Source organism: Caballeronia terrestris (assembly GCF_001544515.1).
GTDB lineage: Bacteria > Pseudomonadota > Gammaproteobacteria > Burkholderiales > Burkholderiaceae > Caballeronia > Caballeronia terrestris.
Map to the genome: position 1 here is coordinate 214,741 of NZ_FCOL02000005.1, position 20,684 is coordinate 235,424.

Annotated in this window: 22 protein-coding genes; 14 read left to right on the top strand and 8 right to left on the bottom strand. The window is 62.9% G+C overall.

All coding sequences use genetic code 11. The features are described from left to right. Window positions 1-59: 59 nt before the first annotated feature. The 3 genes from AWB67_RS06900 (at window position 60) to AWB67_RS06910 (ending at window position 1,757) form a co-directional block, all read left to right on the top strand. Complete coding sequence (locus AWB67_RS06900; RefSeq protein WP_087655490.1) at window positions 60-485, top strand: cupin domain-containing protein; 426 nt, start codon at window positions 60-62, stop codon at window positions 483-485. 124 nt (window positions 486-609) lie between these two features. Further along, window positions 610-1,101, top strand: coding sequence for a DUF2753 family protein (locus tag AWB67_RS06905; protein WP_087655491.1), 492 nt, complete (start codon window positions 610-612; stop codon window positions 1,099-1,101). A gap of 32 nt (window positions 1,102-1,133) precedes the next feature. Further along, on the top strand, window positions 1,134-1,757 hold the full coding sequence (locus tag AWB67_RS06910) for a superoxide dismutase (RefSeq protein WP_087655492.1): 624 nt from the start codon (window positions 1,134-1,136) through the stop codon (window positions 1,755-1,757). A 37-nt stretch (window positions 1,758-1,794) separates the two neighbouring features. Here AWB67_RS06910 and AWB67_RS06915 read toward each other — a convergent pair whose 3' ends face one another. Together AWB67_RS06915 and AWB67_RS06920 are read right to left on the bottom strand one after the other, a co-directional pair. Beyond that, window positions 1,795-2,142, bottom strand: a complete 348-nt coding sequence (locus tag AWB67_RS06915) for a hypothetical protein (RefSeq protein WP_087655522.1) — start codon at window positions 2,140-2,142, stop codon at window positions 1,795-1,797. Between the two features lie 173 nt (window positions 2,143-2,315). Continuing rightward, the gene (locus AWB67_RS06920) at window positions 2,316-3,212 is read right to left on the bottom strand and encodes a fructose bisphosphate aldolase (protein WP_087655493.1); all 897 of its coding nucleotides are present in this window, start codon (window positions 3,210-3,212) and stop codon (window positions 2,316-2,318) included. 247 nt (window positions 3,213-3,459) lie between these two features. Between AWB67_RS06920 and AWB67_RS06925 the strand changes: the two genes are divergently transcribed. From AWB67_RS06925 to AWB67_RS06950, 6 genes are all read left to right on the top strand, one after another. After that, on the top strand, window positions 3,460-4,365 hold the full coding sequence (locus AWB67_RS06925; protein WP_087655494.1) for a LysR family transcriptional regulator: 906 nt from the start codon (window positions 3,460-3,462) through the stop codon (window positions 4,363-4,365). 116 nt (window positions 4,366-4,481) lie between these two features. Beyond that, window positions 4,482-5,672 (top strand): CaiB/BaiF CoA transferase family protein, encoded by a 1,191-nt coding sequence (locus AWB67_RS06930; RefSeq protein ID WP_087655495.1) that lies wholly within the window; start codon window positions 4,482-4,484, stop codon window positions 5,670-5,672. A 13-nt stretch (window positions 5,673-5,685) separates the two neighbouring features. Beyond that, window positions 5,686-6,651: a hydroxymethylglutaryl-CoA lyase gene (locus AWB67_RS06935; protein ID WP_087655496.1), complete on the top strand. Its 966-nt coding sequence runs from the start codon at window positions 5,686-5,688 to the stop codon at window positions 6,649-6,651. 1 nt (window position 6,652) lies between these two features. Beyond that, window positions 6,653-7,039 carry a VOC family protein gene (locus AWB67_RS06940; protein WP_087655497.1) on the top strand — a complete coding sequence of 129 codons (387 nt, stop codon included), beginning with the start codon at window positions 6,653-6,655 and terminating at the stop codon, window positions 7,037-7,039. Window positions 7,040-7,117: 78 nt separating this feature from the next. Further along, window positions 7,118-8,431, top strand: coding sequence for a dicarboxylate/amino acid:cation symporter (locus tag AWB67_RS06945; RefSeq protein ID WP_087655498.1), 1,314 nt, complete (start codon window positions 7,118-7,120; stop codon window positions 8,429-8,431). 44 nt (window positions 8,432-8,475) lie between these two features. Then, window positions 8,476-9,450 (top strand): D-2-hydroxyacid dehydrogenase, encoded by a 975-nt coding sequence (locus AWB67_RS06950; protein WP_087655523.1) that lies wholly within the window; start codon window positions 8,476-8,478, stop codon window positions 9,448-9,450. Here the strand turns inward: AWB67_RS06950 and AWB67_RS06955 are convergent. The 3 genes from AWB67_RS06955 to AWB67_RS06965 form a co-directional block, all read right to left on the bottom strand. Next, window positions 9,440-10,618, bottom strand: a complete 1,179-nt coding sequence (locus AWB67_RS06955) for a YncE family protein (protein WP_159964806.1) — start codon at window positions 10,616-10,618, stop codon at window positions 9,440-9,442. The two genes, AWB67_RS06950 and AWB67_RS06955, sit on opposite strands and share 11 nt — an antisense overlap. Before the next feature lie 42 nt (window positions 10,619-10,660). Then, the gene (locus AWB67_RS06960; RefSeq protein WP_087655500.1) at window positions 10,661-12,037 is read right to left on the bottom strand and encodes an MFS transporter; all 1,377 of its coding nucleotides are present in this window, start codon (window positions 12,035-12,037) and stop codon (window positions 10,661-10,663) included. 73 nt (window positions 12,038-12,110) lie between these two features. Then, on the bottom strand, window positions 12,111-13,049 hold the full coding sequence (locus AWB67_RS06965) for a 2-hydroxyacid dehydrogenase (RefSeq protein WP_087655501.1): 939 nt from the start codon (window positions 13,047-13,049) through the stop codon (window positions 12,111-12,113). Between the two features lie 141 nt (window positions 13,050-13,190). On the opposite strand from AWB67_RS06965, the gene AWB67_RS06970 reads away from it, so the two are divergent. Further along, a complete protein-coding gene (locus AWB67_RS06970) occupies window positions 13,191-14,192 on the top strand; it encodes a LysR family transcriptional regulator (RefSeq protein WP_087655502.1) in 1,002 nt (333 codons plus the stop codon). On the opposite strand, the gene AWB67_RS06975 is transcribed toward AWB67_RS06970, so the two are convergent. Together AWB67_RS06975 and AWB67_RS06980 are read right to left on the bottom strand one after the other, a co-directional pair. Next, the gene (locus AWB67_RS06975) at window positions 14,104-15,366 is read right to left on the bottom strand and encodes a multidrug effflux MFS transporter (protein ID WP_087655503.1); all 1,263 of its coding nucleotides are present in this window, start codon (window positions 15,364-15,366) and stop codon (window positions 14,104-14,106) included. The two genes, AWB67_RS06970 and AWB67_RS06975, sit on opposite strands and share 89 nt — an antisense overlap. A 95-nt stretch (window positions 15,367-15,461) precedes the next feature. Continuing rightward, a complete protein-coding gene (locus tag AWB67_RS06980; protein WP_087655504.1) occupies window positions 15,462-15,701 on the bottom strand; it encodes a hypothetical protein in 240 nt (79 codons plus the stop codon). A 296-nt stretch (window positions 15,702-15,997) separates the two neighbouring features. Here AWB67_RS06980 and AWB67_RS06985 point away from each other — a divergent pair, with 296 nt between their 5' ends. The 3 genes from AWB67_RS06985 (at window position 15,998) to AWB67_RS06995 (ending at window position 18,849) form a co-directional block, all read left to right on the top strand. Continuing rightward, complete coding sequence (locus tag AWB67_RS06985; protein ID WP_087655524.1) at window positions 15,998-16,615, top strand: dihydrofolate reductase family protein; 618 nt, start codon at window positions 15,998-16,000, stop codon at window positions 16,613-16,615. Window positions 16,616-16,836: 221 nt separating this feature from the next. Next, window positions 16,837-17,661, top strand: coding sequence for an alpha/beta hydrolase (locus AWB67_RS06990; protein ID WP_087655525.1), 825 nt, complete (start codon window positions 16,837-16,839; stop codon window positions 17,659-17,661). Window positions 17,662-18,015: 354 nt separating this feature from the next. After that, the gene (locus AWB67_RS06995) at window positions 18,016-18,849 is read left to right on the top strand and encodes an SHOCT domain-containing protein (protein WP_087655505.1); all 834 of its coding nucleotides are present in this window, start codon (window positions 18,016-18,018) and stop codon (window positions 18,847-18,849) included. 377 nt (window positions 18,850-19,226) lie between these two features. Here AWB67_RS06995 and AWB67_RS41380 read toward each other — a convergent pair whose 3' ends face one another. Further along, on the bottom strand, window positions 19,227-20,444 hold the full coding sequence (locus AWB67_RS41380) for a hypothetical protein (RefSeq protein ID WP_235025067.1): 1,218 nt from the start codon (window positions 20,442-20,444) through the stop codon (window positions 19,227-19,229). Here AWB67_RS41380 and AWB67_RS42980 point away from each other — a divergent pair. Beyond that, on the top strand, window positions 20,431-20,684 hold a 254-nt coding region (locus AWB67_RS42980), incomplete at its 3' end, for a hypothetical protein (protein WP_268807978.1). The two genes, AWB67_RS41380 and AWB67_RS42980, sit on opposite strands and share 14 nt — an antisense overlap.

The following is a 20,684-nucleotide window of genomic DNA, read 5'->3' on the forward strand; positions in this document are numbered from 1 at the left end:
AATACGGCCGCAAGGAACATGCGTACCCTGGACGCATCGACCCTTGAACGGAGATAACGATGTCCCAATCCTCGAACCACTTCAGCGTGCCTGCCGGGCGCGGCCAGTGCCAGAGCATCGACCTGCTCAGCAAGATCACGCAGATCGACGGCCACTGGCAACCACGCGTCGTCACCGAGATGAACGACTACCAGTTCAAGGTCGTGAAGGTGAAAGGTGAGTTCGTCTGGCATAGGCATTCCGACACCGACGAAACCTTCGTCGTGCTCGAAGGCGAACTGCGTATCGACTTTCGCGACGGGCCGTCGGGCGACGGTTCGATCGTGCTGCGCGCCGGCCAGATGGCGGTCGTCCCGAAGGGCGTCGAACACAAGCCTTGCGCCGATGCGGAAGTGAAGCTGTTGCTGATCGAGCCGCGAGGCGTGCTCAACACGGGCGACGGTGCAACGAGCGGGCGCACCGTAGAGAACGACCAGTGGATTTGACGCTCCATAAGCGGCGATCAAAGCGACCCGCGTGCAGACTCATCCGATACTGGTTATCATTGATCAACCCGAGTACGCAGGCATTCCGGTCGACGCAAAGGGCTCTTGCACAGGAGCCTGCGTCATGCACGAAAGGATTCAACACTCAGGCGGTTACAACCCGGTCGCCAACGGCCCGAGTCTTTCGCTTTGGGAAGCGCTCACGCGGCAGGGCATGAATGCCGCAAGCGAACAGCAGAAAGCAACGGCATTCACTGCATACGAGCGCGCGCTGACTATTGCGCGCCGCCTCATCGAAGCGCCTCCGCCCGGGCGCGACGAAGACTGCATCGCGGCGCTCGTCGTCTCTCACCAAAACCTCGCCGATCTTCACGCCGACCAAGGTAATCACGACGACGCCGCGCGCCTGCTTTGCCAAGCCCACGAATTCCTGATCGCGCTGTCACTTAACGCGGAACGTCCCGCCACGCTTCGGCGGATCGCCCTCCGTCACAGCCGCGAAACCCACGTCGCACTGATTCGTCACCTCGCCCGTTATGAGCTGCATCCCCTCATTGCACGGACCCTCGACGACGCCAGTCTGGCGCTTTCCGCCAGCGGCCCGGCCCGGCATTGATTCCTCTCATCGTCAGAAAAGGAGATTCGCAAATGGCTTATTCACTGCCTCCCCTGCCTTACGCGTACGATGCACTCGAACCCAACATCGACACGCGCACGATGGAAGTGCATTACACGAAGCATCATCAGACTTACGTCAACAACCTCAACGCCGCGCTGGAAAACTCGGAGCATGCGAACCTGCCGGTCGAACGACTGATCGCGCAGATCGACTCGCTGCCCGAAGCGGTTCGCACGCCGGTGCGCAACAACGGCGGCGGGCATGCGAACCATAGTCTTTTCTGGACGATCATGTCCCCGCAAGGTGGCGGCAAACCGGAAGGCGAAGTCGCGCAGGCGATCGATGCCGACCTCGGCGGATTCGATGCCTTCAAGGACGCCTTCACCAAAGCCGCGCTCACGCGCTTCGGTAGCGGCTGGGCATGGCTCAGCGTCGATGCAGGGGGCAAGCTCGCCGTCGAGAGCACGGGCAATCAGGATAGTTCGCTCATGGCGGGCATCGGCTCGGGCAATATGCCGATTCTCGGGCTCGACGTGTGGGAGCACGCGTATTACTTGAAGTATGAGAACCGCCGGCCGGAATATATCGCGGCGTTCTTCAATGTGATCGACTGGAAGGAAGTCGCGCGGCGTTATGCCGAAGCGAAGAAGTAAACGATGAGTGGGGGAGATTTTCCCCCACTTCTTCTTGTCAATGCCGGGTCTTGTCTTCGAACTCGACGTCCTCGATTTCGCCGCCTTTGACCACTCGCTCGCCGGGTCTTTCGTGCGTCGGCTGGTGCATCCGTTCGTTGATCTGCTCGTCCATCCGCGCACGCATCTGCTTGCGCAGATCGCGCGTTTTCCACCAGAAGTAGCCGCCTACCACCACTCCCACGGCCAGCACGATGGCCAGCATCAGTAGCGATACCATCAAGGCCGCGACCAGCAGCGCCGCACCCACTACGATCGTCAGGATCTTGCCTGGCAAGCCCGGTCCACCCAGGCCAAGCTTCGCGTTACTCCGGCCGAGTTTCTCTTGCTGCTTGTCGAATTGCATCACATTTCCCGCTGCGGTTTCATCAGCCATACGACCACGCAAGGCACAGATCGTTCCTTCTGGAAATGGGGGCTATCCGCAACTCGGGACACTTGCGGCAATGAGCAGAAGAATACGTGGACTGAAAAAAACGCGCCGTCGAATTGACGGCGCGCTTGAACCACGTCGAAGCGTCAGACCTTCTCGACCGACGCGCCGTAGATTTCGTCGATGGAGTCTGCGAGCGTCTTGTTGAACTCCTCGTCGCTCATCGACTTCTTCAGCTCGTTGATGAGCGCGCGCGAGAAGCTCGCGATCATGCCGTGGTTTTCGGCAAGACGCTTGCACGCATCGCTGCGCGAATAGCCGCCCGACAGCGCCACCACGCGCACGACACGCGGATGCTCGATCAGCGGACGATAGAGGTCCGTTTCGTCGGGAATGGTCAGCTTGATCATCACCTGGCTCGATTCCGGCAGCGCCTCCAGACCCTTGAGCAATTCATCGCGCAGGATCCTTTCCGCGCCCTTCTTGTCCGGGCTCTTGATCGACACTTCGGGTTCGAGGATCGGCACGAGACCGTGTCCGATGATCTGCGCACCCACTTCAAACTGCTGCTTCACCACGGCGGCGATGCCCTTCTCGTTCGCCTGGTGGATCACCGAACGCATCTTCGTGCCGAAGATGCCCAGCTTCGCCGCGCGTTCCAGCAGCGCGTCAAGGCCGGGATTCGGCTTCATGAGCTGCACGCCGTCGGCTTCCGCTTCGAGGCCCTTGTCGACCTTCAGGAACGGCACCACACCCCTGTCTTCCCACAGGAACGCAGGCACCGGCTTGCCGTTCGCCTGACCGTCCATGGTGGCTTCGAAGAGGATCGCGCCGATCACCTTTTCTCCCGTGAACGACGGCGCCGTGATGATGCGCACGCGCATTTCATGCATCAGCTTGAACATCTCGGCGTCGCCGTTGTAGGCGTCTTCCGCAATACCGTACTGCCGCAGCGCGCCAGGCGTCGAACCGCCGCTTTGATCCAGAGCCGCGATGAAACCCTGCTTCTCAGCCATTTGCGCCAGCATCTTTTCGTTAGCCACGAACCTGTCCCTCCTTATGTAAAAAGCGTTGGAACGCGCGCGAGCACGATCCCTGCAGTTAGTTTACCGTTTTTGAGACGCGACTTGTGTGCGCATATTCGCACATCGGGCGCAAGGGTCGGATCGGGGCTGAACGATGTGCCGCCGGATGCGGCGCTTCACGGTCTTCGCTCGCGATTCGCGTTCCATTATAGTGACGCGACCGGCGGCCTCGGGCGGAGGCGCCTCGCACTCGAGGTCATGCGTCATGACGAGCCAATTCCACTACGACCTCCATTCCCTGCGCATTTTCATCGTCGTAGCCGAACTCGGCAGCCTGACAAAGGCGGCCGAACAAACCAGCATGACGCTGTCGGCCGTCAGCAAGCGCATAGCGGATCTCGAACGCAACACAGATTGCATGCTTTTCCAGCGCCTGCCACGCGGCATCGAGCTGACGCCCGCCGGAAAAGGCCTGTTAGTTCATGCCCGGCAGGTCGTGGATCGCGTCAACCGCATGGCCAACGAGATGAGCGACTACGCAATCGGCGTGCGTGGACATGTGCGCGTCTGGGCCAATACCTCGTCGATCGTTCAGTTCCTGCCGCGCGACGTCCGGCAATTTCTCGACGACAACCCGAGCGTCAAGATCTCGCTGGAAGAGCGCTTGAGCTCGGAGGTGGTCGACGCCATCGGCAACGGCCGTGCCGACATCGGTATTTACGCGGACAACGTTTTGTCCCCTGGCATCGAAAAGGCGGTCTATCGGAAAGACAAACTCGTCCTCCTCGTTCCAAACGATCATCCTCTGTCAGGCTTGAAGCAAGTTGCTTTCGTCGACACGCTGGATTACGAGTACGTCGGGCTCAACGAGGGCAGCTCTTTACTCGCGCGATTGCTCGATGCCGCGTTCAGCGCCGAGCGCACCCTCAAGGTTCGCATCCAGGTCAGCAGCTTCGACGGCATCTGCCGGATGATCGAAAACGGTCTTGGCATCGGCGTGCTTCCCGAAGCGGCCGTGCGTAACGAGATTCTGGCGGCGGGGCTCCGGCCCGTGATCCTCACCGACGCGTGGGCCGAACGCACGTTGTGGATCGGTGCCCGGTCGCGCGAATCGTTGTCGGCTGAAGCCGCCCGTCTCTTCGACTTCCTGTCCGGACGCACGGCGACCTGAGATCGCCCCGGACCCTTTCCGGATCGGAAAGGGTCATTGAAAATTCATTGATTTTCACGGCACGCGGTTTGTCCCAAAGTGGGCGTCAACAAAACGACGCTTCCTAGGAGACAACCATGACGAAGCCGCTTCAAGGTATCCGCGTGCTCGAAATGGGCCAGCTCATTGCGGGTCCGTTCGCAGGAAAAATGCTCGCCGAATTCGGCGCGCATGTCATCAAGATCGAACCGCCGGTCGCGGGCGACCCGCTGCGCAAGTGGCGGCTGCTGCACGACGGCACGTCGGTCTGGTGGGCCGCGCAGTCGCGCAACAAGGAATCGGTCACGCTCGATCTGCGCTCGCCGGAAGGCCAGGACGTGGTGCGCAAACTCGTCGCGCAAAGCGACGTGCTGATCGAAAATTTTCGCCCCGGTACGCTCGAGGGCTGGAACCTTGGCTGGGACGAACTGCACGCGCTGAATCCGGGCCTCGTCATGTTGCGTGTCTCGGGATACGGCCAGACCGGACCGTATCGCGATCGCCCGGGTTTCGGCGTGGTCGCCGAGGCGATGGGCGGCTTGCGTCACTTGAGCGGCGAGCCGGGCCGGACACCGGTGCGCGTGGGCATCTCAATCGGCGATTCGCTATCCGCCCTGCATGGTGTGATCGGCATTCTTCTCGCGCTGCGTCATCGCGATCAGAACGGTGGTGTGGGGCAGATGATCGACGTCGCGCTTTACGAGTCCGTCTTCAACATGATGGAGAGCCTGCTGCCCGAATATGCAGCATTCGGCGCGGTCCGTCAGGCGGCGGGCAGCAGTCTTCCGGGCATCGCGCCCTCCAACGCATACCGATGCAGCGATGGCAAATTCGCGCTGATCGCGGGCAACGGCGACAGCATCTTCCGCCGGCTGATGGAGCTGATCGGACGCCCCGATCTCGCCGACGATCCCGCGCTCGCCCGCAACGATGGCCGCGTGCAAAACGTCGCGCGGCTCGACGCGGCGATCGGCGCATGGACGCATCGCCATACGCTCGACGAAGTGCTCGTCGCGCTCAACGAAGCGCGCATTCCCGCCGGAAAAATCTACGACGTCGCCGACATCGCAGCCGATCCGCACTACCGCGCGCGCGACATGATTCTCGACGCGCACTTGCCCGACGGCACGCCGGTGCAACTGCCCGGCATCGTTCCCAAGTTGAGCGAGACGCCCGGTGAAGTGCGCACGGCCGCACCGACGCTTGGGGAGCACACGGACCAGGTGTTGGACAGCCTCGGCATCGACATCGAAACGCGCGGCGCATGGCGTGCGCGCGGCATCATCTGAAAGGGAGCCCGATATGAGCAGCAAGCGTGTTTATATTCAAGAAGTCGCCACGCGCGACGGGTTTCAAAACGAAGCGCGTTTCGTCGACACGGAAACGAAGATCGCCCTTATCGATCACCTGAGCGCGTGCGGTTACGCAAAGATCGAAGTCACTTCCTTCACGTCTCCGAAGGCGATTCCCGCTTTGCGTGACGCCGAAGCAGTCATGCACGGCATTCAGCGCCGCAAAGGCGTGACCTATACGGTCCTCGTACCGAATGTGCGTGGCGCGGAGCGCGCGCTGTCGTGCGGCGTCGATGAAGTGAACCTCGTGATGTCGGTGAGCGAGAGCCACAATCGCACGAATCTGCGCATGAGCCGCGAGCAGTCATTTGCGCAACTGCGAGATGTCATCAGCGTAGTGAACAAGACGGATGTGGCGATCAATGTGTCGCTCTCCACCGCGATGGGATGCCCGATGGAAGGCGACATCCAGCAGGAAGACGTGTTGCGCTGGATGCAGCGTTTCGCCGATCTGGGCGTGCACGGCGTGACGCTTTGCGATACCACCGGCATGGCGTTTCCATCGCAAGTTAGTGCATTGTGCGCGGCGGCAAGAGTACGCTTCGCTTCGCTCGAACTCACACTGCATTTCCACAATACACGTGGCATGGCGCTGGCCAACACGCTCGCGGCGCTCGCCGCCGGCGTGGACCGCTTCGATGCATCGCTGGGCGGGCTGGGCGGCTGCCCGTATGCGCCGGGTGCAACGGGCAACGTCTGCACCGAAGAACTCGTGCACATGCTCGAACTCGACGGATACGACACCGCCGTCGATCTCGCCGCCATTCTCGACGCTTCGGCACGCTTGCCCGGTTTGATCGGCCACGATGTGCCGAGCCAACTTCTCAAGGCCGGACGACGTCTCGATCTGCACGCGCAACCATGCCTCACCGCAGACGGTTTGCCCGAGCAACGCGCGTTCGTCGAGGGTGCGTGACATGCCGCTGATCGATCATATTGATCACGTCGTGCTGACCTGCGTCGATCTCGATGCGACGAAGCACTTCTACACCGAAGTCCTGCAGATGCGCCTCGAACCCTTCGGTGCTGGACGCGTGGCCTTTCGATTCGGCAATCAGAAGATCAACGTTCACGTGCGCGGCGAGGAATTCGAGCCCACGGCGCATCTTCCCGTTCCCGGCGCACTCGATCTCTGCTTTATCGCGACCGTACCGCTCGACGAAGTGACCGCGCATCTCGAACGTTGCGGGTGGCCGATCCTTGAAGGGCCTGTCGAGCGCACAGGAGCAACGCAGAAGATTCGCTCCGTCTATGTGCGAGATCCCGATCTGAACCTGATCGAGATTTCGGAATTAACGCCATAACAACAAGCAAACCTTAAGCGCGATGAACGGCGCATAAGCCGACGCGCGTCCAAGCAAGCATCATTGAAGGAGACAAACATGAGCATTACGACGCATGCCCCCGCCGTACCCAAACCTGCGGTAAGTTCACGCAAACGCTGGTATCGGCATCTTTATGTTCAGGTGCTGATTGCCGTGGTGATCGGCATCTTGCTCGGACATTTTTACCCAACGGCCGGCGAAGCGATGAAGCCGCTTGGCGACAACTTCCTCAAGCTCATCAAGCTGATGATCGCGCCGTTGATCTTCTGCACGGTGGTGCACGGCATCGCGAGCATGAGCGACATCAAGGCGGTGGGACGCGTCGGCATCAAGTCGCTGATCTACTTCGAGTTGATGACCACGCTGGCGCTCGCGATCGGCCTGATTGCCGTCAACGTGATGAAGCCGGGCAGCGGCATGCACATCGATCCGCGCACGCTCGATGTCTCGTCCATCGCGGCTTACACGAAAGCCGCCCACGATCAAAGCGTAACGGGCTTTCTCTCGCACATCATCCCGACGACGGTATTCGGCGCCTTCGCAGACGGCGACATTCTGCAGGTGCTTTTCATCTCGATCATCTTCGCATTCGGACTGCAGATGCTGGGCGAGCGGGGCAAGCCGCTGCTGACGGTGATCGATGCCGGTGCGAACACGTTCTTCAATATGGTTCGAATCGTGATGTATGTCTCGCCGATCGGTGCGTTCGGTGCGATCGCATTCACGATAGGCAAGTACGGTGTGGTGTCGCTGGCCTCATACGGACAACTCCTGCTGACTTACTATCTGACCGGCTTGATCTTCGTCTTCGTCGTGCTAGGGATCGTGTGCAGGCTCGCCGGCTTCAGCCTTATCGCGTTCCTCCGTTTTATCCGCGAAGAGCTACTGATCGTGCTTGGGACGTCATCGTCGGAGTCGGCTTTGCCGCGACTGATGGCAAAACTCGAGCGGCTTGGATGCGAGAAGTCGGTGGTCGGGCTGGTGGTGCCGGCTGGCTATTCCTTCAACCTCGATGGCAGTTGCATCAACATGACGGTGCTCGCGATATTCATCGCGCAAGCCACCGACAGCACGCTCAGCATCGGGCATCAACTGACCCTCCTCGTCGTGCTGCTGCTCACATCGAAAGGCGCTGCTAGCGTGAGCGGCGGTGCGTTCATCGTTCTCGCTGCGACGCTGAGTTCCGTTCCTGGTATTCCCGTCGCTGGCCTCGTGCTCGTTCTCGGCGTGTATCGGTTCATTTCCGAAGGCGGTGCGCTCATCAACGTGATTGGCAATGGTATTGCTACGATCGTCGTGGCGAAGTGGGAAAAAGCGCTGGACGTCGATGTGTTTCGCGCGCAACTCAGGCACGGGCCAGGTGACGAATGAAGCCGATTTACGCCGAGCAATTCTCTACCGATAGCGAACAGACCATGAATGCTTCTCCGCCCCCGAAAATCGTTTTCCTCGATCGCGCGACCATTTCGCCGCAGACCGTCCTCAAAGAACTGCCGTTCGATCACGACCTCACACTCTTCGATCAAACCACACGCGAGGAAATTGCCGCAAGAATCGCGGAATCCGATATCGTCATCTGCAACAAGGTGCCATTGCAAGCCGACGTCCTCGCCGCTGCATCGAAGCTGAAGTTCATTGCCGTGGCCGCCACCGGGACGGACAACGTCGATCTGGAATATTGCAAGAGTCGCGGGATCATCGTCAGCAATATCCGCGAGTATGCGACCAACACCGTACCGGAACATGCCTTCGCGTTGATCTTCGCGTTGCGCCGAAGTTTGGTGGCCTATCGCGACGCAGTCCAGCGAGGAAGGTGGCAAGCGGCAAGGCAATTCTGTTTCTTCGACTTTCCGATCCGCGATATACGAGGGTCGACTATTGGTATCGTCGGAGATGGTGCACTTGGCCGGGCGGTCGGTGATATTGCGAAGGCGCTCGGTATGAAGGTCCTGTATTCCGCATATAAAGGCCGGCTCGATATGGGGCCGCTCTACACGCCATTCGAGGAAATGCTTCGAAGAAGCGACATCATCACGTTGCACTGTCCGTTGATGGCGTCGACGATCGATCTGATTTCGGACGATGAGTTCGGCATGATGGAACGCCGACCGCTCCTGATCAACACTGCGCGCGGCGGTCTCGTCAACGAAGAGGCGCTAGTCAGCGCGCTTTCCTCAGGCCGGATTTCGGGGGCGGGCTTCGATGTCGTCACACAGGAGCCGCTTCCGAACGATCATCCCTTCAACGCGATACTGAATGCACCGAACTTCATCCTGACCCCGCATGTGGCGTGGGCCAGTGACGAAGCGGTGCAATCCCTCGCGGACCAGCTCTTTGACAACGTTGCTACGTTCTGGTCTGGCAATCCGAAGAATGTCGTTAGCGGCTAGCGGCATGCATCGTCCGCAAGCCGCCGGGCGCGGCATCGAACTGGAGTCGCTGGCCTGTGTCGGCGGCGTGGCCACCGTTGATCGCGATCACTTCGATCTGCTTCTGCATCGTGTTCTGAACGAGCACGGTCTTTCCATCGGGTGTGAACGCCACGCCTTGAGTCCAGCCACCGGTCGGCACGTCGTTCACGCGCGCCAGCTTCTTGCCCGCGACCCGCAGCAGCACGAAACTGCCCGCGCGATGATAGAACGGCGAGTCGCTTGCCTTGTTTGTGCCGTTCATCACCGTCACGCCGACGAGCTTCCCATCCGGCGAGATCGCGACGCCTTCGGGCGTCTGTCCGACGCTCAACGTATCCACGACGCGCGGCGGTTCGACGGTGAGATCGATCAGGCTGACCGTGTCCGTGTCGCCCTGCCCTTTACCGATGTTCGACACGATGGCGAAATCCCCTTTCGCACTCACGTCGATGCCATTGGGACGCTGGCCGGGGAACAGATCGCGCTTCGTGACTTCTACTTTGCCTGCCTGAATCGCCAGGATCGTCACGCGATGGTCGCCGTCGCGCGTGACGAGCGCACGTTTGCCGTCCGGCGTGAACGCGACGTGGCCCGGTCCCGAATTCGCGCCGAGCGTGATCTTCTGGGTCTGCGTGACCTTCTTGCCTTCGATGCCGAACACCGTAATCGATCCGTCCGAACGCGACGCCGCGATCGCCAGCGTTCCGTCGGGGCTGATCGATATGCCGCCGACGCCAGGCCCGGCATGCAAGGTATCGATGACCTTCGGCGGCTTCTCGGTCAGATCGACGACACTGACCAGATCGTCGAGCGCTGTCTTGTTCGGGTCCGCTGGATCTCTCTTCGCTCCGGCCGTGACGAGGGCGAGCCGTCCGTCCGGCGTCGTATCCACCGACTCCGGCGGACCAAAAACCGAATTTGGCACGGCGAACTCGGTAAGCACTTCAGCATGGTGGCCGGTGACCTTGATGATCGCGACCGTGTCTCGTCCTTCTACCGTTCTGGTGTCCCCGTCGACGACCATGACCTTGCCGTCCTGGCTCGACAGGATTAACTGAGGCGCCGCCGATCGGGCGATGAGCGGCGAACCGAGGGTCGCGGCACATAGGGCGACGACGCTCGCCCGTTTGCGAAAATGGCGATTCATTGATGTCTCCATTCGTTGTTTTCTGGCGCGGCCTGCGTTGGATCACGCTTTCAGTTCGATGCGCTTGAATCGCCCTGCGAGCAAGCCATAAGCGAGGATCGCGACGATCCCATGCGCGCCGACGAACCACAGCGCACGGTCGAACGAGCCCGTGCTCGCAACCACATACCCGATCACGATCGGTGTCACGATCCCCGCCGTATTGCCGATCCCGTTGAACACGCCGCCACTCAAGCCGGTCATCTCGCGCGGCGCCACGTCCGATACAACGGCCCAGCCGATCGCGCCGAGTCCCTTCCCGAAGAACGCCAGCGACATGATGATGACCACGGCCGTATTGCTCACGGCGAACGGCGCGGCCATGACGACCGTCGCGAGCGTCATGCCGATCATGAACGGCGTCTTGCGAGCGACGGAAACCGAGACGCCGCGCCGGATCAGGAAGTCGGACAGCATGCCGCCGAGAATGCCTCCGGAGAACCCGCAGATCGCGGGCAACGCCGCGACCATGCCGACGGTCATCACGTTCATGCCGCGTTCCTTCATCAGATAGATCGGGAACCAGGTGATGAAGAAATACGTGAGCGCCGTGATGCAGTACTGCCCGATGTAGATCGCCCACAGCATGCGGCTCGTGAAGAGCGTGCTGATCTCGCGCCGCGTGAAGCGCCGGCGGTCTTTCGCGGCGCCCGCATCCAGCCCGACGAGCGCGCCGTTCGCGGCGATGAAATCGAGTTCGTCGCGGCTCATGCGCGGATGCGTGCGCGGGTCGTCCATCACGAGGAACCAGACGCACGCCGCCGCGATCCCCAGTCCGCCCATGAAAAAGAACACATAGTGCCAGCCGAGCGCATGCGTGAACCATGCCATCAGCGGAGTAAAGACGACGACCGCCAGATACTGCGCAGAATTGAAGAGCGCGCTTGCCGTGCCGCGCTCGGCGGTAGGGAACCAGGTCGCCACGACGCGCGCGTTGCCCGGAAACGCCGGCGATTCGACGAGTCCGAGCATGAATCGCATGATGAAGAGCGCGATGGTCGCCGAGGCGGCCGTGCCGAAGAGGGAGACCGTGCCTTGCGTCATCGTGAAGATCGACCACAGCGCGATGCTCGCACCGTAGACCCGTTTCGCGCCGAAGCGGTCGAGCAGCCAGCCGCCGGGAATCTGGCCAATGGCGTACGCCCAGCCGAACGCCGAGAACACGATGCCGAGCGCCGATGCCGACAGGCCAAGATCCTTCGCGACGAACGTACCCGCAATCGATAACGTCGCGCGGTCCGCGTAGTTCAGGACCGTGACGAAAAAGATCAGCGCGAGGATGTAGTAGCGGAAATGTCCGACCTTGGCCTTGGCCGCTGCGTGTGCCGTGGCGTTCGTGGTTTCAGGCGGCGCGGACGTCGCGATATCGAGGTTCTTCATGTGTCTCCTCCCTGTTTTGTTCGGGGATGGTGTCGTGTCGGAGCGAGCGCGCACGGCGCTCAGAGGCAATGCATCACGGCGTCACGCTGGTCTCAGGGCGGCGGCCAGCGAAGCTCGCGGCAAGGCTCGCAAGCACGATCTCCCCCATCGCGGTGCGCGTCTGCACGGTCGCACTCGCACGATGCGGCTGCACGACGACGTTCTTCATCGTGAGCAATTCGGCCGGCACGTTGGGTTCGTCGACGAAGACGTCGAGGCCCGCGCCCGCGATGCGCTTTGCCGCGAGCGCCTGCACCAGGTCCGCTTCGTTCACGAGCTTGCCGCGCGCGACGTTGATCAGATAGCCGTCGGGGCCGAGGGCATCGAGAACCGTCGCATTGATGATCCCTTCAGCCTCATCCGCCGATGCGGCGAGCACCAGCGCGTCGCTCTGGCTCGCGAGGTCGTGAAGGCTCGCGACGAACGTGTACGGAACGCCGTCGATCGCCTTCAGGTCCGTGTAAGCGATCGGGCAGCCGAACGCGGTGGCACGCGTCGCGATGGCGCGCCCCACGCGGCCGAGACCCACGATGCCCACCTTCATGCCGCTGAACTTGCGGGCGAGCGGCAAGCCGGACTTGCCCCATTCGCCGCCGCGCACGTAGGCGTCGCCGACGCACAGGCCGCGGCAGGCGGAGATCAGCAGGCCGATGGCTAGATCGGCGACGTCGTCGGTGAGCACGCCCGGCGTCGTCGAAACGTGGATGCCGCGGGCGCGAGCATGGTCGAGGTCGACGGCATCGGTGCCGATCCCGTTCACCGCCACGATGCGCAATGCGGGCAGCGCGTCCATCAACTCGTTGCTGATGCCCGTTGCGCCACCGGTCACGACGCCCTCGATATGGGCGCCGACTTCGCGCAGGAAACCGGCTTTGTCGGCGTGTTCGTAATAGCGGTGAACCGTATAGAGCGCGCTCAGTTGCTTGTCGAGCGAGGGGAGCACGGGGTTGATCAAGAGAACGTTGTACGGCATGCGGAATCCTTTTGCGGGCGGGCTGGCAGGATGAAGGGATGCTTGGAGCGACTTTCTTCCCGGATCGGTTGAAGACGAGTATAGGCAGGTGATCGATTAAGGTCTAAGCTATATTAAGCATCGATCAATCCACAAATTGACATGATCGTCGAACTGAATCACCTTCGCTGTTTCGTCGCGGTCGCCGAGGAATTGCACTTCGGACGGGCCGCCGCGCGTCTGTTCATGACGCAGCCGCCGCTCAGCCGACAGATCCAGATCCTGGAACAGGCGCTCGATCTGATCCTCTTCGATCGCAACAGCCGCAGCGTCCGTTTGACGCCCGCCGGACGCGCGTACTACCACGACGCCGTGCGCGTCCTGCGGCTCGCCACCCAGGCCGCGGACTCAGCGCGCCGCGTCGCGCGCGGCGACGAAGGACAGGTGACATTGGGGTTCACGGCCGTGTCGGGCTATTACCTGATGCCGCAGTTGCTGTCCGCCGCGCGCAGGAATCTGCCGGGCGTCAAGGTCGTGTTGAAGGAGATGGTGTCGGTTCAGCAGGTCAAGGCGCTGGAGACAAGGGAGATCGACCTGGGCATCATGCGCGCGCAGTTCGCGACGAAAGGCCTCGCGTTCTGTCCGGTGGCGCGCGAGCCGCTCATGCTCGCGATGCTGGCGACGGACCCGCTTTCCAAACGGCGCAGAATCGCCGCGAAGGATCTGGATGGCGCGCCTTTCGTGATGTATTCGCCCGAGGGTGGCAGGTATTTCCACGACCGGATCGCCGGTCTGTTCGCGGCGGCGGGCGTGCAGGCGGACTACGTGCAGTTCATCGACCAGACGCACACGATCGTCGCGCTGGTGAGGGCTGGCATCGGCGTGGCGATCGTGCCGGCGTCGGCGAGGGAATTGTGTTTCAGCGATGTCGTGTTCCGCCCGCTGTGGGCTTCGAACGCGTACGCGAACATCGATCTGGCGTGGAGCGAGGAACTGGACGACCCGGCTGTGGAGAACTTCCGGCGGTTTGCCGTCGATCACTTTGCGGCCGTCGCGACGCGGGATTCAACTTCGGCTACAGCGCCTGAGCACCACGCTGCGCAGTCTCCGTCTGCATCTGCGTCAGATGCCGCAGCAACTTCGTCACCATCCAAACGACGGTGAACGCAAGAATCACGAAAAACGCAGCAAGCGGCGCCAGTATCTGAACGGATACGAAGCCTGCCAGCCCCATCATCAACGACGAGACCAGCAGCAACGCGCAGCCGAGAATCGCGCTTGTCAGCCCCGCGATATGCGGAAACAACGAGTTGCCCTTTGCCATCAGCGTCGGATACATCGCGCCTGCGCAGAAGCCCATGACGAGCACGGGCGTCGCGAGCGTCCAGACGCGCAGGCCGACCGCCAGCGCGAGCACGAGCATCACGATGGAACTCGCCGCCATCACGCGCGAGCAGATCAGGAGCCGCTGCTCGGCGGTCGGCAAGCGCGCCCCCTGCACGCGATTCGATATTCCGCCGAGGAAGTACATCATCCCGATGCCGAGCGCGAGGTAGCCGAAATAAGTCGGCGGCTTGTGCAGCGTGTTCTGCACCATGAACGGCCCGATGATGTTGAACACCAGCAGGATGCTGTAGCACAGGCCCTGCGCCAGGAAGCAGCTTTGAAACACCGGGCTCGACAGCACCTTGCCGGCGTTGGCGATCAGCGTGCGCGGCTCGAGACGCACGGGCTTGGGCAAGGTCTCGCGATACCGCCAGACGAGCGCCCACATCACGATCGAATAGATCAGCAGGAAGACGAGGCACGCCTGCCAGCCGAACCACGTCTGCAGATGCGCGCCGATCACGGGCGCGATGATCGGCGCGAGTCCCCATGCAATCGCCATGTACGTGAACGCATGCAGGAGCGCGATGCCCTTGAACGAATCGGTGATGATGGCTTTTGCAAGCAGATTCGTCGTCGCGATACCGAAGCCCTGCAAGGCACGCGCGAGAAGGAAGGTCTCAAGGTTCGGCGCGGCGAGCGACAGCAGGCAGCCGATCGTGAAGATCACGAGCCCGAAGGCCAGCACGGGCTTTCTGCCGTAAGCATCGGCGATCGGCCCGAAGACGAGTTGGCCCAGCGCATACGCCGCCATGTAGCCGGAGACGCTCGATTGAATCGCCTGTGGCGAGGTCTCGAAGAAGCGCGCCATCGCGGGAAGCGCGGGCACGTAGATGTCGATGGCGAGTTGCCCGGCCGAGGCGAACAGGCAGACCAGGAACAGCAGGAAACGCTGCGAATTGGCGGCGCGCACGGGCGCGGCGACCGGGCGGTGAGGAGTGTTGTCGTTCATTCAGGCGTCGAGGGCGAATTGCAGCGACGCAGCGCATGTGCCGCGTCATCGACGCGTATTGTGCCTGCCGTCGGGCGAATCCGCGCGAGACGCCCTCAATCGGGTGAACCGCACTCGCTCATTTCATTCAGGTTTCGATAGCTCGAACGATTCGGACCGGCGATGCGCGTGGCACGGCTCCCCTCCGCCCTGATTACGTCGCCTGCGAGCCGCGCGAGGATTGCATCGGCCCACGCGTGCGGGTTCTGCTGCGTGATCTCGCCGACGCGCAGAAGCTTGGCGTAGGTGTCGTCGCTGATCGTGATTTGCGACACGAAAGTTTTGATGTGCCTCACGGTCTCCCCTGTTCTTTTGAGTAGGCGGCCTGCAGGAAATCGGGGGATAACCACGCAGGCCTGACCGCGAGAGCCGGTCAAGGAAACCCAGCGGCTGGTCGCCAGCATAAGGGGGGGCCCGCCGTGCTTCCGTACGGGGGACCACGCAGGGAGGCCTTGCAGACGTCGAATGGGGCTGACAATTCATTCAGGCCGAGGCCAGCAGCACGCAGAGGCCGCTGGGATCGTTGTCGATCCCGATGCGGCTCGTTCGTCGTATCTACGGACCGATCGTGTCCCTCGACCTGGAGCCCATCATGCGCAAGCTCGTTGTTTCCGCTTTCATCAGTCTGGATGGCGTATTTCAAGCCCCTGGCGGGCCCGAAGAAGATCCCAGCGGCGATTTTCGCCTCGGTGGCTGGATCGTTCCCTATGCGGACGAAGCCACCGGCCAACACTTGCAGGACCTGCTCTCTCAACCGTTCGAGCTGCTGCTGGGGCGTCGCACCTACGACATATTCGCGTCGTACTGGCCACACGTACCCGCCGATTCAGCCAATCGCAACATGGCCGATCAGTTCAACGGCGTACCCAAGCATGTAGTGACGTATCGGCCGGGTACCGTCGACTGGCAGAACAGTCATGCGCTGGAGGGCGATCCTGCCGACGCGATACGCGCGCTTCAACATCAGGACGGCGCCGATCTGCTCACATTCGGCAGCGGCGACACGGTGCGCCAACTGCTCGCAGCCGGCTTGGTCGACGAGCTTCGGCTGCAGATTTTCCCCATCCTGCTTGGAAGCGGCAAGCGCTTGTTCGGCGACGACGCACTGGCGTCCGCCTTCACTCTGGCGCAGTCGACCACGACGCCTCGCGGCGTGCTGATCACCCGCTACCTGCGCAACGGCGAGGTGCGCACAGGAACGTTCGACTAAGTCGATCAGGTCACTCGTTGACTTCAACGATGCCTTCCGCACGTACAGCCATTTTCAGGCGTCGTTTAATTGCGAAGTAGCGGGTCGACCCCTTGGCTCGATCTCAAGGTGACTGAAGTCATACGCGCGACCGTGCTCCATCCTTCGGAGGCTGCGAGATTCATGCGCGCGGCAACCGTTTATCTCCATCACAACCCTGGGCCGATAGCGACATGCGTGTCATGGCGAGACGAAAGTTCATTGCACTGTCACTGGCCGCATGCGCAGTCGGCGTCATCGCGTATCGGGCTCGCAGGCACTACGATCCGGGCGGCATCGCCTACGGCAAGGGCCCCCGTCAGCGGCTCGACGTTTATGTGCCCGAGCCCCGCACGCGTACGGACTACCCCGTCGTCGTGTATTTTTACGGCGGAGCCTGGCAAAGCGGCCGTCGCTCGGAGTCGCGCGGCGTCGCAGAAGCGCTCGCTGCGCGAGGCATCGTCACGATCGCGGCGGACTATCGCGTCTATCCGGACGCCGTCTTCCCCGGCTTCCTCGACGACCCCGCCGCCGCCGTGCGCTGGACGCGCGATCACGTGCGCGAATTCGGCGGCGACCCCTCGCGCATCTTCGTGATGGGACATTCCTCCGGCGCGCATATGGTGGCGATGCTCGCGACAGACCCGCGCTATCTGGCCGCGCACGGCATCTCGAACACTTCGCTCGCCGGGATGATCGGACTCGCGGGCCCGTATGCCGCGATCCCGACGAGCGACCCTCACATGGAAGAGATCTTCCCGCCGGCACTGCGCGATCGGGCGCTGCCCATTGCATTGGTCACCGGTCACGAACCGCCGATGTTGCTCGCCGCCGGCACGGCGGATACCGACGTCGATCCGCATAACAGCGATCGTCTCGCCGACGCGCTGCGTGTGCATCACGACGTCGTCGAACTAAAAAAATATCCGGGGTACGGCCACGACACGATCGTCGAGTCGTTCTCGACGGCGCCGAACACGGCCTCACCGGTTCTGGCCGACGTCAGCGCCTTCATTCACGCGCATTGAAGATGCGTTTTCGATGATCGACGCTGGATAGCGGGCTTTCGATTCATTGCCCCGGTGGTCGATCTGGAATGCGCCTTGCTCGTAGTGACATCCCGACGATGCAGAAGCACTTATGGCGGACCGGCGTAGTCCCGCGAAAGGCACCCTCTCGTTCACTTGCATAGCGCAACTTGCACGCAAAAGGCGTGACGACTTGGGACGCGGAAACATATCGAATCGAGTTCATCGTCTCGATTGGATGCCAGACTCCGCAACGGCGTCTGTCATCGAGCCGTGCGATGATCGCGCGGTAGCGACAACGTTGGAATTCCGAATCCTGGCGCGAGCGAACGCGCATCTAGTCAAAGGATCATCATGCGAACACTCACCCCGTCTGGCCAGCGATTGATCGAAGAACTTGCCCAGCGACACGGGTTCAGCACGGAAGCCGTGACGAGCATGCTGGACTCCGTGATTCGCGGCAACGGCAGTATGGCCCAGTTCGATCACCCCGACTTCGGCGGCTCCGGCCAGTGGATGAGGGGCGGAATGACCATGGTCTCCGACATGTTTAACAGCCACCTGAAAGGCAGGGTCGAGGCGCTCTGCTCCGAGCTCTCCCGCCTGATCGCGAACGAGCCCGACCTGGTTCGCAGCGGCAGCTTCCAGTCGCAGAGCCAGGGGACTCGGCAGCATGGAAACGACGGCGGCAGCAGCCAGCGGCAGACAGCAGCGGGACCGGTCGGACCGGCGAGTCTGTTTGTACCTGCCGCCCCCGGCACCTCCGGCGACTGGTGGCCCGCCGATCTCGGCTGGCCCAACAGCACCGGCGCGCAGAACGATGTCCGCTATGCCTTCTTCGCGCAGCCCAGGCGCCTGGCGATCGAAGTACACGGCAAGTCGACGGTCTACGATACGCTCGATCACCAGATCAGCGGCTTCTCACAACAGCAGTCCCGCGGCGGGTCTCTCACCTTCACGAGCCAGCACGGCCTGGTTGCTGTCGCCAGCCTGCCCGTGGTCTCGGACGGTGGAATTCCCCAACCGGCATCGTCACCGATACAGCAGGAGCCCGCCAGCACTCAGCCGGACGCCCGCGAGGCCGATGTGTTCGCCACCATCGAAAAACTCCATCAATTGCATGCGAAGGGGATTCTCAGCGAAGAGGAGTTCGTTGCCAAGAAGGCGGAGTTGCTGGGCCGTTTGTGAGGGAGCCGCCTGTACGTTCGCGGACGGCTGGGTCATGAGGGCGTTCCTTTCGGTATCGTCTCATGACCTCAAAACACAAGAAATCTGACAGGCTCGGCGGCTCCCAAGAGGCAGCGTGCTGAAACGTGCCGCCGGCGATCCGTAACTCGCGCATTCCACGCCAGGTCACTCTCGCCCCTTATGGCAAATCACAACGCCCGACTCCGCGTATTCGTCACACAAGGTTTCTAGCAGCGCGCCGGGGTCGAGCCATTCTTTTTTCTCTGCGCTGACATTGCTCGCGATGGTGTCTGCCAATCCTAATTGCCGCGTAAACGCGAAGAAGGGACGATCAGGTGCTTCGATCGTCCCTTCATCCTCACTCGTCGACAGCGACGCTAGCTCGTCACATTACCTCGAGCCGCCGCCACCGTGACCGCCGCCACCGCCGGAACCACCACCATAGCCACCGCCGTGTCCGCCGCCACCAAAGCCGCCGCCGAAACCGCCACCGCCGAAGCCACCGCCAAAGCCACCGCCGTGACCACCGTTGCCGGCTCCGCCGGGTCCGCCGTTGCCGCCCCCAGCACCCGCGCCGCCGTTACCGGCACCAGCACCCCCGCCGTTTCCGCCGCCCTTACCGCCGCCAGCCCCGCCGTTTCCACCGTTTCCACCGCCTGAACCGCTACCACCACCGGCGCCACCAGCGCCACCACCCGCGCCGCCTGCACCGGCACCAGCACCGCCGCCGCCCTTACCACCGCCGCCGTTTCCGCCACCGGCGCCCGGGCCGCCACTTCCAGCGCCTCCGCCATGACCGCCGCCTGCGCCTGCCCCACCAGCACCGCCGCCGTTGCCGCCTGCGCTACCGCCGCCGGCACCGCCTGCGCCGCCGTTCCCGCCGCCATTGCCACCACCCGCACCGCCATTGCCGGAACCTCCGCCATGGCCACCGCCTGCGCCTGCTCCACCAGCACCACCGCCGTTGCCGCCACCGCCTGCGCCGCCAGCACCACCGCCGTTGCCGCCTGCGCCACCGTTACCACCTGCGCCGCCGCCATGACCGCCGCTGCCGGCCCCACCGTTGCCGCCACCAGCACCACCGCCCGCACCGCCACTGCCAGAACCTCCGCCGTGGCCACCGCCTGCGCCTGCGCCACCAGCACCACCACCGTTACCGCCTGCGCCGCCGTTACCCGCACCGCCGCCGTGACCACCGTTGCCAGCTCCACCGTTGCCGCCACCTGAGCCGTTGCCGTTGCCGCCACCGGCGCCACCGCCTGCGCCGCCATTGCCAGAACCTCCGCCATGGCCACCGCCTGCGCCTGCACCACCAGCACCGCCGCCGTTACCACCTGCGCCACCGTTACCTGCGCCGCCGCCATGACCGCCACTACCGGCCCCGCCGTTGCCGCCACCAGCACCACCGCCTGCGCCGCCACTGCCGGAACCTCCGCCATGACCACCGCCTGCACCCGCACCACCGGCGCCACCGCCGTTACCGCCCGCGCCGCCGTTACCTGCGCCACCATTGCCGGAACCTCCGCCATGGCCGTTGCCTGCGCCGCTGCCGCCTGCGCTGCCACCACCCGCGCCGGCGCCATGACCACTGCCACCAGGACCACCGTTGCCGGCGCCGCTGCTACCGCCATTGCCGTGGCCTTCACCACCTCCGTGGCCTTCACCGCCGCCGTGGCCTACGCCACCGCTGTGACCTTCGCCACCGCTGTGACCTTCGCCACCGCTGTGACCTTCGCCACCGCTGTGACCTTCGCCACCGCCGTGGCCTTCACCGCCGCTGTGACCTTCGCCACCGCCGTGACCTTCGCCACCGCCGTGGCCTTCACCGCCGCCAT

What these genes read in the sequence shown, in the direction of transcription:
- AWB67_RS06900 (WP_087655490.1), top strand. Translation starts at nt 60, where the DNA reads ATGTCCCAATCCTCGAACCACTTCAGCGTGCCTGCCGGGCGCGGCCAG.
- AWB67_RS06905 (WP_087655491.1), top strand. Translation starts at nt 610, where the DNA reads ATGCACGAAAGGATTCAACACTCAGGCGGTTACAACCCGGTCGCCAAC.
- AWB67_RS06910 (WP_087655492.1), top strand. Translation starts at nt 1,134, where the DNA reads ATGGCTTATTCACTGCCTCCCCTGCCTTACGCGTACGATGCACTCGAA.
- AWB67_RS06915 (WP_087655522.1), bottom strand. Translation starts at nt 2,142, where the DNA reads ATGCAATTCGACAAGCAGCAAGAGAAACTCGGCCGGAGTAACGCGAAG.
- AWB67_RS06925 (WP_087655494.1), top strand. Translation starts at nt 3,460, where the DNA reads ATGACGAGCCAATTCCACTACGACCTCCATTCCCTGCGCATTTTCATC.
- AWB67_RS06930 (WP_087655495.1), top strand. Translation starts at nt 4,482, where the DNA reads ATGACGAAGCCGCTTCAAGGTATCCGCGTGCTCGAAATGGGCCAGCTC.
- AWB67_RS06935 (WP_087655496.1), top strand. Translation starts at nt 5,686, where the DNA reads ATGAGCAGCAAGCGTGTTTATATTCAAGAAGTCGCCACGCGCGACGGG.
- AWB67_RS06940 (WP_087655497.1), top strand. Translation starts at nt 6,653, where the DNA reads ATGCCGCTGATCGATCATATTGATCACGTCGTGCTGACCTGCGTCGAT.
- AWB67_RS06945 (WP_087655498.1), top strand. Translation starts at nt 7,118, where the DNA reads ATGAGCATTACGACGCATGCCCCCGCCGTACCCAAACCTGCGGTAAGT.
- AWB67_RS06950 (WP_087655523.1), top strand. Translation starts at nt 8,476, where the DNA reads ATGAATGCTTCTCCGCCCCCGAAAATCGTTTTCCTCGATCGCGCGACC.
- AWB67_RS06955 (WP_159964806.1), bottom strand. Translation starts at nt 10,618, where the DNA reads ATGAATCGCCATTTTCGCAAACGGGCGAGCGTCGTCGCCCTATGTGCC.
- AWB67_RS06960 (WP_087655500.1), bottom strand. Translation starts at nt 12,037, where the DNA reads ATGAAGAACCTCGATATCGCGACGTCCGCGCCGCCTGAAACCACGAAC.
- AWB67_RS06965 (WP_087655501.1), bottom strand. Translation starts at nt 13,049, where the DNA reads ATGCCGTACAACGTTCTCTTGATCAACCCCGTGCTCCCCTCGCTCGAC.
- AWB67_RS06970 (WP_087655502.1), top strand. Translation starts at nt 13,191, where the DNA reads ATGATCGTCGAACTGAATCACCTTCGCTGTTTCGTCGCGGTCGCCGAG.
- AWB67_RS06975 (WP_087655503.1), bottom strand. Translation starts at nt 15,366, where the DNA reads ATGAACGACAACACTCCTCACCGCCCGGTCGCCGCGCCCGTGCGCGCC.
- AWB67_RS06985 (WP_087655524.1), top strand. Translation starts at nt 15,998, where the DNA reads ATGCGCAAGCTCGTTGTTTCCGCTTTCATCAGTCTGGATGGCGTATTT.
- AWB67_RS06990 (WP_087655525.1), top strand. Translation starts at nt 16,837, where the DNA reads ATGGCGAGACGAAAGTTCATTGCACTGTCACTGGCCGCATGCGCAGTC.
- AWB67_RS06995 (WP_087655505.1), top strand. Translation starts at nt 18,016, where the DNA reads ATGCGAACACTCACCCCGTCTGGCCAGCGATTGATCGAAGAACTTGCC.